The organism is Pseudomonas sp. PDM18 (assembly GCF_014852585.1).
In the GTDB taxonomy this organism is placed as follows: Bacteria; Pseudomonadota; Gammaproteobacteria; order Pseudomonadales; family Pseudomonadaceae; genus Pseudomonas.
In genome coordinates this window covers 46,459-61,527 of the sequence record NZ_JACVBX010000017.1, presented here as the reverse complement: position 1 = coordinate 61,527, position 15,069 = coordinate 46,459, and the positions used below count along the sequence as shown (strand labels likewise).

At 66.9% G+C, this 15,069-nt stretch carries 14 protein-coding genes; 9 read left to right on the top strand and 5 right to left on the bottom strand.

Annotated elements, in window-relative coordinates; genetic code table 11:
- Positions 1-69: 69 nt before the first annotated feature.
- The 5 genes from IB274_RS26640 (at position 70) to IB274_RS26620 (ending at position 7,842) form a co-directional block, all read left to right on the top strand.
- Positions 70-1,656 (top strand): response regulator, encoded by a 1,587-nt coding sequence (locus tag IB274_RS26640; RefSeq protein WP_225615049.1) that lies wholly within the window; start codon positions 70-72, stop codon positions 1,654-1,656.
- Positions 1,657-1,759: 103 nt separating this feature from the next.
- Positions 1,760-2,629 carry a hypothetical protein gene (locus IB274_RS26635; protein ID WP_192435794.1) on the top strand — a complete coding sequence of 290 codons (870 nt, stop codon included), beginning with the start codon at positions 1,760-1,762 and terminating at the stop codon, positions 2,627-2,629.
- Between the two features lie 47 nt (positions 2,630-2,676).
- Complete coding sequence (locus tag IB274_RS26630; protein WP_192435793.1) at positions 2,677-6,087, top strand: YadA-like family protein; 3,411 nt, start codon at positions 2,677-2,679, stop codon at positions 6,085-6,087.
- A 50-nt stretch (positions 6,088-6,137) separates the two neighbouring features.
- Complete coding sequence (locus tag IB274_RS26625) at positions 6,138-6,965, top strand: OmpA family protein (RefSeq protein WP_192435792.1); 828 nt, start codon at positions 6,138-6,140, stop codon at positions 6,963-6,965.
- Positions 6,966-6,975: 10 nt separating this feature from the next.
- Positions 6,976-7,842: a hypothetical protein gene (locus IB274_RS26620; RefSeq protein ID WP_192435791.1), complete on the top strand. Its 867-nt coding sequence runs from the start codon at positions 6,976-6,978 to the stop codon at positions 7,840-7,842.
- A gap of 46 nt (positions 7,843-7,888) precedes the next feature.
- Here the strand turns inward: IB274_RS26620 and IB274_RS26615 are convergent, their stop codons facing one another.
- The 4 genes from IB274_RS26615 to IB274_RS26600 form a co-directional block, all read right to left on the bottom strand.
- Positions 7,889-8,353, bottom strand: coding sequence for a hypothetical protein (locus IB274_RS26615; protein WP_192435790.1), 465 nt, complete (start codon positions 8,351-8,353; stop codon positions 7,889-7,891).
- A gap of 325 nt (positions 8,354-8,678) precedes the next feature.
- Positions 8,679-8,990: a hypothetical protein gene (locus IB274_RS26610; protein ID WP_192435789.1), complete on the bottom strand. Its 312-nt coding sequence runs from the start codon at positions 8,988-8,990 to the stop codon at positions 8,679-8,681.
- Complete coding sequence (locus IB274_RS26605; RefSeq protein WP_192435788.1) at positions 8,969-9,595, bottom strand: NAD(P)H-binding protein; 627 nt, start codon at positions 9,593-9,595, stop codon at positions 8,969-8,971. Before IB274_RS26605 ends, IB274_RS26610 begins: the two co-directional genes overlap by 22 nt.
- Positions 9,596-9,689: 94 nt before the next feature.
- Positions 9,690-10,478 carry an AraC family transcriptional regulator gene (locus tag IB274_RS26600; RefSeq protein WP_192435787.1) on the bottom strand — a complete coding sequence of 263 codons (789 nt, stop codon included), beginning with the start codon at positions 10,476-10,478 and terminating at the stop codon, positions 9,690-9,692.
- Positions 10,479-10,621: 143 nt separating this feature from the next.
- On the opposite strand from IB274_RS26600, the gene IB274_RS26595 reads away from it, so the two are divergent.
- Positions 10,622-10,975 carry a VOC family protein gene (locus IB274_RS26595; RefSeq protein ID WP_081518306.1) on the top strand — a complete coding sequence of 118 codons (354 nt, stop codon included), beginning with the start codon at positions 10,622-10,624 and terminating at the stop codon, positions 10,973-10,975.
- Here IB274_RS26595 and IB274_RS26590 read toward each other — a convergent pair.
- On the bottom strand, positions 10,945-11,835 hold the full coding sequence (locus IB274_RS26590; protein WP_192435786.1) for a LysR family transcriptional regulator: 891 nt from the start codon (positions 11,833-11,835) through the stop codon (positions 10,945-10,947). The genes IB274_RS26595 and IB274_RS26590 overlap by 31 nt on opposite strands.
- A gap of 141 nt (positions 11,836-11,976) precedes the next feature.
- On the opposite strand from IB274_RS26590, the gene IB274_RS26585 reads away from it, so the two are divergent.
- From IB274_RS26585 to IB274_RS26575, 3 genes are all read left to right on the top strand, one after another.
- Positions 11,977-13,524 (top strand): MFS transporter, encoded by a 1,548-nt coding sequence (locus IB274_RS26585; RefSeq protein WP_192435785.1) that lies wholly within the window; start codon positions 11,977-11,979, stop codon positions 13,522-13,524.
- 150 nt (positions 13,525-13,674) lie between these two features.
- Complete coding sequence (locus tag IB274_RS26580) at positions 13,675-13,929, top strand: hypothetical protein (protein WP_192435784.1); 255 nt, start codon at positions 13,675-13,677, stop codon at positions 13,927-13,929.
- Between the two features lie 281 nt (positions 13,930-14,210).
- Positions 14,211-15,068 carry a MurR/RpiR family transcriptional regulator gene (locus tag IB274_RS26575; protein ID WP_192435783.1) on the top strand — a complete coding sequence of 286 codons (858 nt, stop codon included), beginning with the start codon at positions 14,211-14,213 and terminating at the stop codon, positions 15,066-15,068.
- Position 15,069: the final 1 nt, after the last annotated feature.

Sequence of the window (15,069 nt, the reverse complement as noted above, 5' to 3'; positions counted from 1 at the left end):
CCGCGCTGCACAGATGGTCGGTGGTGCCTATGCTGTTGCGGACTGAAACCGGCTCGGGGCAGGGTAGCTATGGCCAGGGTTTTGCTCGCGGATGCGACACCGATTGTGCGCGATGCCTTGCGCACGTTGCTGGAGGAAATGGGTCACGAGGTGGCGGGGGAGTCGGTCGATGTGCCCACGGCATTGAGCCTGGCACGGGAAAACCGGCCGGACCTGGTGATCCTTGAACTGAGCCTGCCGGGGGCCGGCGGGCTCGATCTGCTGCGCCGCCTGCGCGCGCGGGATGCGCGACAGAAGGTGCTGGTCTACAGCCGGCAGAACCCGGCGCACTTCGCCCCGCTGTGCTTCCAGGCCGGCGCCAGCGGCTTCGTCAGCAAGAGCGAGGATACTGCGCTGCTGCGCAAGGCCATCGCCGATGTGCTGGCTGGACGCGGCCACTTCGCCCGCGAGCACATGCAGTCCGGTCCCGGGGATGTGCTGGGCAGTCTTACCCCGCGCGAGCTGTCGGTGCTGCAGCTTATCGCCGAAGGGCAGTCGAACGTGCGCATTGCCGAGCAGCTGCGCATCAGCTTCAAGACGGTCAGCACCTACAAGGCGCACCTGCTGGAAAAGCTGCGTGTTCGCTCCAGCGTCGAACTGGCGGAGATCGCCCGGCGCAACGGCCTGGTGGCCGGCTTCCCATCCGGCGCGGCGGTGGCCGAGCCGCTGCCGGCCGAGATCGGCATGCTGCGCGAGCTGGTGGATGCTGCGCCCAATCCGATGTACGTGCGCGGCGTCGACGGTCGCCTGCTGTTCTGCAACCAGCGATTCCTTGACTACCACCAGGTCAGCGCGGATGAGGCCTTGGGGACGCGTCTGGAAGACAGCCCTTGGTTGCCGCGGCAATACCGCGACTCCCTGCCCGGGAAATTTTCCAACCTCGTCGAGAAAGGTGAGCCGGTTTCGTCCACCCTGCGAATCGACTTTTCCGGCAGGAACCGCGTGGTCCACGCCTGGATGGTGCCTTGCCGTGATAGCAGCGGGCAGCCCAGGGGTGTCCTCGGCGGCTTGCAGGACGTTACCGACAGCGAGAGCGAGTTGCTCGAATGGCGGGATCGCGCCCTGGCCGCCGAAGCGCAACTGCATCGCCTCCGCGAGATCAGCACGGTGGCGCTGGAGGAGTTGACCGCGCGCCTGGCGGGCCTCGAACTGCACCCGGCGACACCGGGTCTGGCTGGCGTCTTCGAAGCGCTGCGCAGGCTTCGCAGCACCAGCAATCCGCGCGAGGATCATCCTGCGCCGGCGCTGCGCCCGTGCGATCCGGCGTCAGTCATCGAGTCCTGCCTGGCGGCGTATCCCGGCTGCCGCTTCGATAACAGCAATCTGCAGCCGATGCATGGCTGGCTGGATGCCGAGCTGTTCGCCCAGTGGCTGAGCGGCGTGCTGGAGCTGTTGGGCGAGCCTCAGGAGATCACGCTCGCGGCTCGGGCGGTGCAGCAAGGACAGCTGCTGGTGCGATTGGAGCTGCGGGGTATGGGGGGAGCGCACAGCCTCATTCTCCAGCAGTACGTGCGGCGCCTGGCGCAGCGACTGAATGCGCGCATGGGCATCGAGCGCAGCGCTGAGTGCATGGCCGTCGACCTGGAGCTGGAACTGGCGCTGGCGGCGCTCTCCTGACTGCGGAAAAACTCTGATGGTGGAGCGGGGAGGACTCTGAGTTCGCTTTGCCTCCGCCCTTCCTAGCAGGGCGGTAACTCGAACCTTTACAGGAGTTGCCGCCATGAACCATCCCTCTAAAACCGCCGGCTGCAGTCGCTCCGGCAAGCTTTCCGCCCTCGCCCTGGCCTTGCTGGTCGCCACTGGCTCGGCCCTGGCCGGCCCGGTCCAACCTGCGCCGCAGGCTCCCGCTCAACAAGGCGCACAGCCCGTCGCGCAACAGGTCACTCACCCCCTGGTGCTGCTGGCTCACCAGCAACTGCTCGAAGGCGACCTTGCCTCGGCCCAGGCGCTGCTGCGCGAAGCCGGCGCGCAAGGGCAGGGCGGCAGCCGAGCCCTGGCCGAGCAGGCCTTCATTGAGGATGCCGGCGGCCGCCACATGCGTGCCCGGCAGTTCTACGACGCTCTCAAGGGCAGCGACCAGGCGACGGTGATCGCCTTGCCGTCAGCAGTGAACCTCGCCGCACTGGGCCGCTTCGACCAGGCCGGCAAGGCCTTCGCCGAACTGCAGAAAACCTCTCCCAATCCGCAGGTCCAGGCCTACGCCGGCCTCTGGAACCTTTGGGTAACCGCCCGCCAGGCCAGCGACGTCGGCGTCAAACCGGCTGTTACCAAGGCGCGTGTGGAGAAACTCGCCCGCGCCATCAAGCCGGTCGACGAGCACCAGCGCGCCATGCTCGCGCTGTTCCAGGGCAAGTCCGACAGCTCTGCGGTGTTCGCCCAGATCGATGGCCTGCAGGCCCCCGACGCGGTCAAGCGTGACCTGCGCACCGAGGCCGGGCTGTTCGCCGGCGGTTATCTCGACTACGTCCGCCAGGACCACGCCGGCGCGCTGCGCCTGTACGAGCGCGCGCTGCAGCAGTCGCGCCCGACCGCCATGGAGCGCCCGCAACTGATCCAGTCCAGCCGCGCCCTGCAGCTGTCCTCCCGCTGATATCCCTTCGCAGACCCCGGGGGCAGCGCCCCTGGAAGGAGCTTCTCATGAACAGGATTTATCGTCTGGTCTGGAGTACCACGCGTAATGCGTGGGTCGCCGCTTCGGAGTTCGCCACGGCGCACCGCAAAACGGGGCGCGGTGTGATGGTCGGGACGCTGGCCGTCTCGATACTTTGCAGCCCGCTGACCTCGACCTTCGCGGCGACGCCGTATAAGAACGGGTCGACCTTCGAGAAGGGTGTTTCCGGCAATCCCGGCCTCTACGTCAATGATGCCAGCAACGATTCGGGTTGCATCTTCGTCCACGACACCGGGGATACCGGCAGCACCGGCTGGAAGTACGACAGCAACAACACCAACTGCCTGACCAGCGACAAGGCCAGTCAGACCGCCCGTGTCCTCTTCTATGGCTCTGGCGCCCGCACCGACGGCACTGACTCCCTGACCCTGGGCAACGAGCTGTACGTCAACGGCGGCCGCATCGGCCTGAACAACAAGTTCGGCACCAACCCGACCAACTCCATGGCCATTGGCAATATTGGCACCGATGCCAGCGGCAACCCCACCGGCACTCGCGCCACCGCACAGGACTCGGTCGCCATCGGCAACGATGCTGTAGCCAGCCAGCAGAACGCCATGGCCCTGGGCACCGGTGCGCAGGCCAACGTCACCGGCGGCGTGGCCCTGGGTTCGGGCTCCGTGGCCGGCACCGTTGCCGGCCAGCAGGGCTACCTGCCCAGTAACGTGGCCCCGGACCGCGCCGCCGCCATCATGGCAACCACCGGCACCCTTGGCGCCATTGCCGTGGGCGACGCTACCACCGGCAACTACCGGCAGATCACCGGCCTGGCCGCCGGCACCCTGGACAGCGATGCGGTCAACGTCGCCCAGCTCAAGGGTGTAACTGGCCAACTGGCCCAGGACGCACTGCTCTGGGATCCGACAGCCGACAATGGCCAGGGTGCGTTCAGCGCCAATCATGGCGGACGCGGCCCGAACAAGATCAGCAATGTCGCCGCGGGCGACGTCAACAGCACTTCCACCGATGCAGTCAACGGTTCGCAGTTGCACCAGACCAACCAGAACGTCACCAATGTCGACAACCGCGTGAGCAATGTCTTCGGTGACGACAGCGACAGCAATGTCACCCTGAACGGTCGCGGCATCCGCTATGTGCGCACCAACGACAGCGGCCTGCCGGTGGAAGACGCCTACGCCAGGGGCCAGGGTTCCACAGCGGTTGGCTACCAGGCTCAGGCGACGGGAGACAGCGCGCTTGCCCTGGGCCGCAACGCCACTGCCAGCACTTCTAACAGCGTGGCGCTGGGCGCAAACAGCAGCACGGGGACGGATCTGAACAGACCGGCCTACATGGCGGGCGGCCATCCGCCCCGAGGGCTGGCGACCGGCGAAGTCTCGGTCGGCGCAATCAACGCAGAACGTCGTATCACCAACCTCGCCGCCGGCGCCGACGACACCGATGCGGTGAACGTCTCGCAACTGCGGGGCGTTGCCGACCGCGCCGAGCAACTGAGCCAGGACGCGCTGCTCTGGGACTGGGGCACCAACAGCTTCAGCGCCAACCACTATGGCATTGGGCCGAACAAGATCACCAACGTCGCCGCCGGTGATATCAACGACACCTCCACTGACGCAGTGAATGGTTCGCAGCTCTCCGCAACCAACACCCAGGTCACGAACCTGGACGGTCGCGTCACCAACGTCGAAGGCGATGTCTCCGATCTGGGCGACCACGTCGACAACATCTACAAAACCGGTACCAAGTACTTCCACGCCAACTCCACCGGCACCGATTCGGCAGCCCTCGGTCAGGATTCCGTGGCCATCGGCATGGGTGCTGTATCCAGCCATGACGGCAGCGTGGCGCTGGGCGCCGGCTCCATCGCCGATGGCAGCACCCTGGGGCATCAGGCGTACCTGGTGGGCGGGACCGCAACGGGTGAAGTCAACGTCGGCAATCGGCGTGTCACGGGTGTTGCAGCAGGCGCGGAAGAAACCGACGCGGTGAACGTCTCGCAACTCAAGGGCGTTGCCGACCGCACCGACCAGCTGGGCCAGGATGCGCTGCTCTGGGACCCGACTGCCAACGGCGGCAACGGTGCCTACAACGCCAACCACGGCGGGCGTGGGCCGAGCAAGATCACCAACGTCGCCGCCGGCGATATCAACTCCACTTCCACCGACGCGGTGAACGGCTCGCAGCTCTACGAAGTGACCACGCAGATCAACAACATCACTTTGGGCGGCTTCAAGTACTTCCACGCCAACTCGCAGAAACCCGACTCGGTCGCCAGCGGCACTGATTCCATCGCCGTCGGCCCGGCCGCCCAGGCTTCCGGGACTTCTTCCCTGGCCATGGGGGACGGCGCCAATGCCAGCGCCAGCAACGCCAGTGCGGTTGGCAGCAGCGCAACCGCCAGCGGGGATAGCGCCACTGCGGTGGGCACCGGCGCCAGCGCCACCGGCAGTTCCTCGGTGGCCATGGGTGACGGTGCTGCCGCCACCGGTGAGCGCAGCTCGGCCATCGGCGCCGGGGCCAGTGCCGAGGCAGCCAACAGCGTGGCCCTGGGCGCCGACTCGGTGGCCGATCGCGACAACAGCGTCTCGGTGGGCAGTGCCGGCAACGAACGGCAGATCACTAACGTCAAGGCCGGCGAGGCCGACACCGATGCGGTCAACGTCTCCCAGCTGCGCGATCACGGCGACACGATCAACAGCACCATCAACAACGTCGACAATCGCGTCACCCAGGCGAAGACCGACATCACCCAGCTGCAGAACGGCACTGATGGCATGTTCCAGGTGAACAACAGCAGCAACCTGCCCAAGCCGCGCCCCACCGGCACCGATGCGGTGGCTGGTGGTGCGGGAGCAGAGGCTTCCGGCAACAACAGTGCGGCCATCGGCACCCGTGCGCGGGCAAGCGGCGCCAACTCCACTGCCCTGGGCAACGGCTCCAGCGCCCAGGCGCAGAATTCGGTGGCAGTGGGCGCCAACTCGGTGGCCGACCGCGCCAACAGCGTCTCGGTGGGCAGCGCCGGCAACGAGCGGCAGATCACCAACGTCGCCGCCGGCACTGCGCCGACCGACGCGGTGAACGTCAGCCAGTTGCAGCAAAGCATGGGTGACATCTCCAACCAGTTCTACGACTACACCGACTCGCGCTACAACGCGCTGCGCCACGACCTGAAGAAACAGGACGACATCCTCAGCGCCGGTATCGCCGGGGCCATGGCCATGGCAACCCTGCCGCAGCCGCACTCGGCCGGGGCCAGCATGGCCACCGTCGGGCTGGGCAACTACCGCGGCCAGGGCGCCCTGGCGATTGGCGTTTCGCGCATCTCCGACAACGGCAAGTGGGTCACCAAGCTGCAGGGCAGCACCAGCAGCCAGGGTGACGCCGGCGTCGCCGTCGGTCTCGGTTACCAGTGGTAAGTCATTGCGTCGCGGCCCGGCCCCGGTCGGGTCGCGCAGAGGAGGTCAAGATGAATACTTTCAATATCCGCAACCTGTGCACCCTGGCTCTGGCCTGCAGCGGTCTGCTGCTGGCGGCCTGTGGCAGCCACAGCGTGGTCGATGCCCAGGGCCATAGTGCCGATCCTAAATTCCCCGCCATCAGTGATTCCTATCGCCCTCAGGGCAGCTACGTGAACCTGGAGAACCTGGGCAAGGTGCAGCCGGGCATGGGCAAGGCCCAGCTCTACGAACTGCTCGGTACCCCGCACTTCCAGGAGGGCATGTTCGGCGTGCACGAGTGGGACTATGTCCTGCGCTTCCGCCGCGCCGGCCGCGAGGATCTGGTCTGCCAGTACAAGGTGCTGTTCGACAAGGACATGCAGGCGCAGACCTTCCTGTTCTCGCCGGTTGACTGCCTGGATCAGGCCAGGCCTGCCCAGCAGTCCCCCGTGACGGCGCCGGTGCCTGCGGCCCCGCAGCGCGTCACCCTCGGCGGTGATGCCACTTTCGCCTTCAACAGCGCCGAACTCAGCCCTGCCGGCCGCGCAAGCCTGGCATCCCTGGCCGAACAATTGAAAGCACAGCAGCCGTCGCGCATCAGCATCAGCGGCCACACCGACCGTCTCGGTTCGCCCGCCTATAACCTCGACCTGTCGCGCCGTCGCGCCGAGGCGGTGCGCAACTACCTGGCCGCCGCTGGCGTGCCGTCGGCTGCGATGCGCGTACGTGGTGCCGGGGCGGCCGAGCCGGTCGCCGATTGCCCGGATATGCCGCGCGCCCAACTGATCAACTGCCTGGCGGCCGATCGCCGGGTCGTCATCGAATCCAGCGCCGTTGCGGCGCAAGCTCAAGAGTGAGGAACACACCATGAACATTCAAAGCAAATGGCTGACCGCGATGTTGATTCCCGTTTGCCTGCTGGCCGGCTGCAAAGGCTCCGATCAGGCTCCCGCTAGCCATGCCTCCACGACCACCCAACAGAAACTGGGCACGCTGGACTATCCGGCACTGCCGATCATCCGCAACGCTGTGTTCAGCATGAGCCCGCTGGTGGACGGCAAGCGCAACCCCGCCGTGATGCAGCAGATCTGCGGGCTGGCTCGCGCTGAAACCAGCCAGGCGGAGGTGGACCGCTTCGTCGCTGCCAGTGGCGAGACCACGCAACATCTGAAAGAGAAGGGCGGCGTAACCGCGCTGCTGGTCAACGGCAACCGCGCCGGGCAGCAGATCGCCTGCGCCGCCTACCTGGCGACCGCGCCGATGATCCAGGTGGACGGCAACGAATTCATCGCCCCGCAGAAAGGCGCCGACGGCAAGGTCCAGGTCGACCAGGCCCGTCTCGGCGAAGTCATGGCCGTGCGCATGGCCCTGGCCCGCACCGATGCCGAGTACTTCATCCTGATCGCCGAGAAGCTGCAGCAGACCCCTGGCCTAACCGACGCCCAGTATCAGGCCCGTACCCGCGAGCTGTTCTCCGAGCTGGCACCCGCCTACCTCAAACGCGTCAAGGAAATGATGCCGCCACCCGGCACCCGCTTCGACCTGAAGCAGATGGACAGTGAGCGCTTTGCCTTCAGCACTTCCAACGGCGGCGAGTACGAATACAGCAGCGACGGCATGACGCTGCGTCAGGACAACATCACCTGGTACGGCAACGGCCAACTGATGGGGCAGTCGCATACCCTGAAGATCGCCTACTACCCGGAGGCGGTAACCCAGGCGTTGGCCAAGTGACTGGCGGGAAACCGAATAGAAGACGGCCCTGAGCGGGCCGTCTTTTTTATCGCGGCTCCACCCGCTGCGCCAGCGTCCGTCGCGCCGGTCGGGTGGGCCTGATGACCTTGTTGGCGTCATAGGAGGTGCGGTACACCACGTACAGCGCCAGCAGCGGGACCAGCGAGATCAACGTGCGGAACGTGGCGTAGCCCACGGAGCTGAGCCGTTTGTTCAGACGGAAGATGTACACCAGCATGGCGATCCACAGCACCGGCGAGAGATAGGCAAGGATCAGGAACAGCAGGGGCACCCCGCCGGTCAGTTTGAGGAACAGCGAAGGCAGCATGCTCAGCACCAATGTCCCCATGAAGCAGTATTGCATGCGCTTCTTGAGCTGCAGGAGCGGCTCGCTGTCAGTGGCTTTCGGCTCCAGCAGGTCGGCAGTGGGTGGGGCGTAGGCGGCTGTGATATCCAGCGAACCGGTAGGCGATGAACCGATCTCCCCGGTCTTGATGTTCCGGTCACTCATGACGGCATCCTTGGTCTGTTTGTTCTTCGTATTGTCATCGGGCGTTGGCTGGCAACAGCCAGGGCGTTGCCGCAGAAGCCGGCAGTCGGTTGCGCGAGCGGTGCCCCGAGAGTGGCCAGGGTTGTTTTCCCAGACTTGCTGCAAGCGGCGGCATATTGCCAGTTGGTGAAGGCCGCGCAAGCGGGGCAATCGCCATTCTGCAAGGTGGTTCCGCCTGCTGCGAGAGGCGACACACGCCCCGATACTGCTCCGGATTACCCATCCCACGGAGGGGCGAAAGCATCCAAGCCTGCGCTTGTCTCGCCAACTACCACGCGGGCTGTGCCTATCTGCCTCGGCTCTCCCTCATCACCCTGCGCAACCCATACGCCGCTACCGCCCCGAGCGTCCCGCCCAGCAACGTGGCCAAAAGATCCGTCAGCAGACCCAGTGCGCTGTCGATGCTCATGCTTCGCAGGTAGTTGCCCAGCTCAGGCCACAGCGCCAGCCAGACACCGATGAACACCAGCACGAGGTCGTACCAGAGGCCGCTGACGCCGGCCGGCCGATAGCTGCGCACGAAGAGGATGAAGGCGCTGAAGGCCAGCGCCAGCAGCAGGGTACCGAGAAACTGGCTCAGTGCATCGGGGCCGGACATGGCGGCAACTCCTCGCCTCTGCGCAGGCGCAAACACTGGCCGGTGTGCAGGCCCAGTTGCATCTCGTCCAGCAGCGCCTCGGCGTAAGAGAACGTCAGGGCAGAGTCGTCGGCGGAGGCGTTGCCGGCGCGGCTGAAGTCGTCGATGCGCAGGCCTTCGGGCATTCGTGGTGCTTCCACCAGTGTCCAGTCCACGCCGCTGACTTCAAGGCTGCGGGCGAGGCCGGCCCCAAGTTGTTCCTGATCGGCATCAGCAGGTTCCACCAGCCAGCCCCAGTGACCGACCAGCAGCAGGCGCGGCACTTGCACTCGCAAGCACCCGTCGATCAGTGCGCCGCACTGCGGTGGGAGACTTTGCGCGGGTTGGTCGTCGAGGAACGCGAACACAGCGTCCAGCCCTGACACGGCCTCGCTGACCTCGATCGACGAATCCAGGCTGCCCAACTTGCAGCGCAGGCCCGGGCGCGCGCGCAGACGGTTGAGATCATCGACCAGCACGGTGACTTCGTGCTGGCGTTGCAGGGCGCCGGCAATCAGCGCCTGGCCGAAGCTGCCAAAGGGCTTGAACAGCCCAAGTTTGAGAGTCGGGGTTTCCAGGTTGTGCATGGAGGCTCCTTCGACAGCAGTGGTTCGATGGATGCGACATGTGCATATCGAAGGAGAGCGCCGGCGAGGGTTCAGTCCAATTGCGCGAGCGGTGCTAGGCGGTCGCCGCAGTACTGTCCGCCGAGGCCTGGTAACTGCTGGGCGCCACGCCAAGGCTGCGGCGGAACATGCTGGAGAAGGCGCTCGGGCTGTCGTAGCCCAGTTCCAGCGCGACGCGGGTGACCGGGTTGCCTGCCGCCAGCCGCGTGACGGCGGCGAGCAGGCAGGCCTGCTGGCGCCACGCGCCGAAGGAGAGGCCGGTCTGCTGGCGGAACAGCCGGCTGAAGGTGCGTGTGCTGCGATGCAGTTCGGCGGCCCAGAGGTCCGCGGTGACATTGATGGCCGGTGCGCGCAGGAAGTCCCGGCACAGCTCCAGCAGGCGCGGGTGCGCCGGCAGCGGGGCAAACAGCGGCAGGCTCGGCGCCTGGCGCAGCTCGTGGAGCAGCAGGCGGATCAGGTCGCCGTCGCGGCCGTTCTCGTCGTGCAGCGCCGTTACCTCGACGCTGGCCAGCAGCAGGTGATGCAGCAGCGGCGAAACGGTCAACGCCTGGCACAGCAGGGTATCGCGCACCGGCACCTGCGGGTCGATGTACAGGCTGCGCGTGCTGACACCGCGCATCAGCACCCGATGCTGCTTGCCGGCGGGAATCCACACGCCGCTGTAGGGTGGGATCACCCAGGCGCCGTCCTCGGTCTCCACCTCCATCAGCCCGCTCATGCCATAGAGGAACTGCGCCCGGCGGTGGGCGTGGGGCTTGAGCAGTGTGCCGAGCGGGTAGTCGGTGCCGATGGCGAGCACGGCGCGGTCGACGTCGTCGACGCTGGCGAGGGGGATGTTGAGCATGGCGGCGAATCTGGCTGAGTCGCGATGATTATTCGTCAATCGGCGGGAAATGGCCAATCAGCCTGCGGCTGACCGGCGCGGTGCGCTTTGCTCGCAGGGATTTGCCGTAGGATCAGGCCGACATGACTTGCCAGGAGGCGACTATGGGTATCCGCGGAAACGACCGTCAGATCGACAACATCGAGTTCAACGTCAGCGACATCGCGCGCAGCAAGGCCTTCTACGGTAGCGCCTTTGGCTGGAGCTTCACCGACTACGGTCCCACCTACAGCGAATTCAGCGACGGTCGCCTCACCGGTGGCTTCACCACTGGCGAGCCGGTGCGCCCGGGCGGCCCGCTGGTGATCCTCTACGCCGACGACCTGGCGCAGACACAGGCGCGCCTCGAAGCCGCCGGCGCCACCATCAGCCGCGCGACCTTTGCCTTCCCCGGCGGCCGGCGCTTCCATTTCATCGATCCGGACGGCTACGAGCTGGCGGTGTGGTCGGCGGACTGAGCCCGGACCTGTTCGATGTAGCGCCGCACCAGCGGTGATTTCTCGAAGCGCCGGTACAGCAGCGAGAGCCAGGAGCGCGGCGCGCAGTCGACGAGCGGGCGGTAGTTCACCTGCGGCAGCTGCACCCGGCGCACCACGGACTCGGGGACGATGGCGACGCCGCGGCCGAGGGATACCAGCGCGATCACCGCGACCAGGCTGCCCGGCTGCTGGCCCAGGCGCGGGGCGAATCCGCCGGCGCTGGCCACTTCCAGCGTGCCGGAGATCTGCTCCGGGAGGATGAAGGTTTCACCACTCAAGCGCGCGGCGCGAATCTCCGGCAGCTCGTTGAGGCGCGAGGAAGCGGGCAGGGCGAGGACGAAGCCTTCCTCCTGCAGGGCGATGGCTTCCAGCTCCTCCGGCAGGCTCATCGGCGAGCGCACGTAGGCGAGGTCGAGCGTTCCGTCGCGTACCTGCGCCGGCAGTTGCGCCATGGGCGCTTCGCTGATGTCCAGATCCACCGCCGGCAGAGCGCGGGTGAATTGCTCGACATGCTGCTGCAGCACGCCGGAATAGGCCGCCGAGGCCACGTAGCCCAGGCGCAGGTGCCCGGTTTCGCCGCGGCCGGCGCGCTGCGCGCCCAGTTGCGCGGCGTCGAACTGGCGTACCGCGAGTCCGGCTTCCGCCAGCAGGGCTTCGCCGGCGGCGGTCAGGCGCACCTCGCGCTGGCTGCGCTGGAACAGCAGCACGCCGAGCTCCTTTTCCATGTCCTGGATCTGCCGGCTCAGGGTCGGCGGGGCGATGCCCAGTTGCTCGGCCGCGCGGGTGAAGTGGCCGTGGTGGGCGACGCTGAGGAAGTAGCGGAAATGACGGATTTCCATATTCGTTAGTCGCAGGCTAATGACGAAGGCCGCCGTGGCTAACAAGCCCGGCGCACGCGGGCGTTACCGTGGAGGCAACACTACAAGGCCGGCGCGGCGAGGGCAAAACCCGGCGCGCCGGCCAGCGCGGGAAGCCTTGCCATGTCCGACCCTGTGATTCGCCCACGACCCTCCGCCCGTTTCACCCTGCTGACCGCTTCGGCGGTGTGCGCGCTGATCATCCTCGACACCAACATCGTCGCGGTTTCGCTGCCGAGCATCGCCCGCGACCTGTCCGGCTCCTTCGCCGATATCGAGTGGGTGGTCAGCGCCTACCTGCTGGCCTTCGCCGCCTGCCTGCTGCCCGCCGGCAGCCTGGCCGACCGTTTCGGCCTGCGGCGCATGCTGCTGCTCGGGCTGGTGCTGTTCGGCGTAGCCTCGCTGGCCTGCGGTGCGGCGCCGAGCCTGCTGTTCCTGGATATCGCCCGCGCCGCCAAGGGAGTCGGCGCCGCGTTGCTGCTGACCTCGGCGCTGGCCGCCATCGGCCATCGCTTCCACGAACCCGAGGAGCGCCTGCGCGCGTGGGCCTTCTGGGGCGTATGCATGGGCGCCACCATCACCTTTGCGCCGCTGCTGGGCGGGGTGATATCCGCGACCCTGGGCTGGCGCTGGATCTTCTATCTCAACCTGCCGCTGGTGGTGCTGCTGGGAGCGATGGCGCTGCGCAGCATCGAGGAGTCCCGCGACAACGCGGCCGCGCGCCTCGACCCGCTGGGCAGCCTGACCTTCGCCGGCGGCCTGGGCTACCTGATCTGGGCGCTGATCGATGGCAACCGCGTCGGCTGGGACAGCCCACCGACCCTCGCGCGGCTGCTGGTCAGCGCCGGGCTGCTCGGCCTGTTCGTGCTGGTGGAGCGCAGCCAGGCGCGGCCGATGATCGACCTGCGGCTGATGCGCAGCGCGCGTTTCATTGGCGCCTTGCTCGGCATGTTCGCCTACGCCGCCTGCGCTCAGGTGATGATGACCCTGCTGCCGCTGTACCTGCAGAACGGACTGCAACTGTCGGCTGTGGCGGCGGGCGCGGGCATGCTGCCGTTCGCCCTGGCGATGCTGCTGGCGCCACGGGTGGGCATGCGCCTGAGCGGGCGCTTCAGTCCGGCGCGGATTTTTGCCCTGGGGTTGGTGCTGGTCGGTGCGGGCAACCTGCTTTGCGCGCTGGCGGCCGGGCAGGGCGGTTACCTGGCCTTCGCCCTCGCCAGCCTGGTTCTGGGCGCCGGTGCCGGGCTGCTCAATGGCGACACGCAGAAGAACATCATGGCCTGCGTGCCCCGCGAGCGTACCGGCATGGCCTCGGGGTTGAGCACCACCACGCGCTTCGCCGCCATCGTGCTGGCCGTGGGCATTCTGGGCGGTGTCCTGGCCGCACGCAGCGCCCAGTTGCTGCGTGACGCGCTGGTAAAGCTTGCCCCTGCGCAGATGGAGAAGGCCGCCGAGATGGCGACCCGCGCGGCGGCGGGGGACTTCACGGCCGCGCTGTCGCTGGTCGATCCGGCCCAGCGCATTGCTCTCGCACCGGTCGTGCGCCAGGCCTTCATCGGTGGTTTCCAGAGTGTGCTGCTGGTGGCGGGCATCGCTGCCCTGGTTTTCGCCGTACTAGTGGGCACGCTGCTCGACCGGCCGATGCCGGTCCACGAGCCATTGCCGGCCTGAAACGGCCGTTTGTCCGCTACCGCGTGGAACGGCGGCGGTTGCCGGAACTGTCGCTTGCCCGGCCGGGTCAGGAATCAGTAAGAGTGCGCGCTGTGCGCCTCGCCGTCGTCATCCTGAGAACAGGCCGTACAAGCCCAGGGGGGAAACCGCATGCAGCAGTCTAGCGAGCCGGAGTTCATGGCGCCTAGTGAATACCTGACTTCCACGGGAGTCGCCGTGTTGATGTCGCCGCGTTACATCGCCCCGGGCAAGGTGGGTGAGGTGCTGCTGTCGCTGGCGAAAATGCCGGCCGGCGTCTCGCCGCTGGATGTGGTGGTCGGCCCGTGGGAATCCCATGAGGAAGCCTTCCAGGCGTCCCATGACGCGGCTGAACGCTGGGTCGAGCGCCTCGACGACAGCGTCTGACGCAGCGGCGCGCTGGCGCCCCTCCTGAGCGTGATGGCTGGCGCCGTGGAACACTCCGGCGCCGGCTTTTTCCAATTCGTTCATCCAGCCTCGACGCCGGCGTAACGCCGTTCGACGCGCCGGCAAACACGCTACGTGATTTCACGGAAAATCGCAGGCGGACGTCTACGTCGGCAGATTGCTGTCGTGCGTCCGCATTGTGTAGTGAATACTACAAAAAATACATATTGAAACTTTCTGAAGCGCATTATACAAATGGTGCCATAACAAGAGGCGCCTCCATGCTCACACTCAAAAATCGCCTGAACACCCCGGAAGTCGAGCTCACCAAGGCCGAGCGCAAGGTCCTGCGCGCCTTGCTCGACGACTACCCGCGCGCCGGCCTCGGGCCGATGTCGCGCCTCGCCCGGCAGGCCGGGGTCAGCGACCCCAGCATCCTGCGGCTGGTGAAGAAGCTCGGCTTCAGCGGCTACAGCGACTTCCAGAACGCGCTGATGGCCGAGGTGGACGACCGCCTGCGCTCGCCGCGCACCCTGCTCGCCGGGCGCCGCGAAGGGATGAGCCGCGATGACGTCTGGTCCAATTACCTGAGCGACGCCAGCGAAGGCATCCAGCGCACCCTGGCGCTGACCCAGGCCGATGACGTGCGCCTGCTCGGCGACTGGCTGCTCGACCCCAAGCTGCGCGTGCTCTGCCACGGCGGCCGCTTCAGCCGCTTCCTCGCCGGTTACCTGGTGGCGCATCTGCGCATGCTGCGCAGCGGCTGCCTGCTGCTGGACGACGGCGCCGCGCTGCCCGACCAGCTGGGCGACATCGACCGCCAGACGCTGGTGGTGGTATTCGACTACCGCCGCTACCAGGCCCAGGCATTGGGAGTGACCCGCGCCGCCAAGGCCCGTGGCGCTCGCGTGGTGCTGTTCACCGATATCTACGACTCGCCGCTGCGCGAGTTCGCCGACCTGATCATCAGTGCCCCGGTGGAATCCCCATCGCCCTTCGACACCCTGGTGCCGACCATGGCCCAGGTCGAGGCGCTGATCGCCAGCCTGGTAGCGCGCATGGATGGCCAGCTCGACGAACGCCTGGAAGGCATCGACCACCTGAGAGCTGCCTTCGGCAGCCACATCCTCGAGGAATGAC

Excerpts from the sequence above, each read along its gene's own strand:
- IB274_RS26600 (WP_192435787.1), bottom strand. The coding sequence starts at position 10,478 with ATGCTCAACATCCCCCTCGCCAGCGTCGACGACGTCGACCGCGCCGTG.
- IB274_RS26605 (WP_192435788.1), bottom strand. The coding sequence starts at position 9,595 with ATGCACAACCTGGAAACCCCGACTCTCAAACTTGGGCTGTTCAAGCCC.
- IB274_RS26615 (WP_192435790.1), bottom strand. The coding sequence starts at position 8,353 with ATGAGTGACCGGAACATCAAGACCGGGGAGATCGGTTCATCGCCTACC.
- IB274_RS26635 (WP_192435794.1), top strand. The coding sequence starts at position 1,760 with ATGAACCATCCCTCTAAAACCGCCGGCTGCAGTCGCTCCGGCAAGCTT.
- IB274_RS26640 (WP_225615049.1), top strand. The coding sequence starts at position 70 with ATGGCCAGGGTTTTGCTCGCGGATGCGACACCGATTGTGCGCGATGCC.
- IB274_RS26595 (WP_081518306.1), top strand. The coding sequence starts at position 10,622 with ATGGGTATCCGCGGAAACGACCGTCAGATCGACAACATCGAGTTCAAC.
- IB274_RS26625 (WP_192435792.1), top strand. The coding sequence starts at position 6,138 with ATGAATACTTTCAATATCCGCAACCTGTGCACCCTGGCTCTGGCCTGC.
- IB274_RS26610 (WP_192435789.1), bottom strand. The coding sequence starts at position 8,990 with ATGTCCGGCCCCGATGCACTGAGCCAGTTTCTCGGTACCCTGCTGCTG.
- IB274_RS26580 (WP_192435784.1), top strand. The coding sequence starts at position 13,675 with ATGCAGCAGTCTAGCGAGCCGGAGTTCATGGCGCCTAGTGAATACCTG.
- IB274_RS26575 (WP_192435783.1), top strand. The coding sequence starts at position 14,211 with ATGCTCACACTCAAAAATCGCCTGAACACCCCGGAAGTCGAGCTCACC.
- IB274_RS26630 (WP_192435793.1), top strand. The coding sequence starts at position 2,677 with ATGAACAGGATTTATCGTCTGGTCTGGAGTACCACGCGTAATGCGTGG.
- IB274_RS26620 (WP_192435791.1), top strand. The coding sequence starts at position 6,976 with ATGAACATTCAAAGCAAATGGCTGACCGCGATGTTGATTCCCGTTTGC.
- IB274_RS26590 (WP_192435786.1), bottom strand. The coding sequence starts at position 11,835 with ATGGAAATCCGTCATTTCCGCTACTTCCTCAGCGTCGCCCACCACGGC.
- IB274_RS26585 (WP_192435785.1), top strand. The coding sequence starts at position 11,977 with ATGTCCGACCCTGTGATTCGCCCACGACCCTCCGCCCGTTTCACCCTG.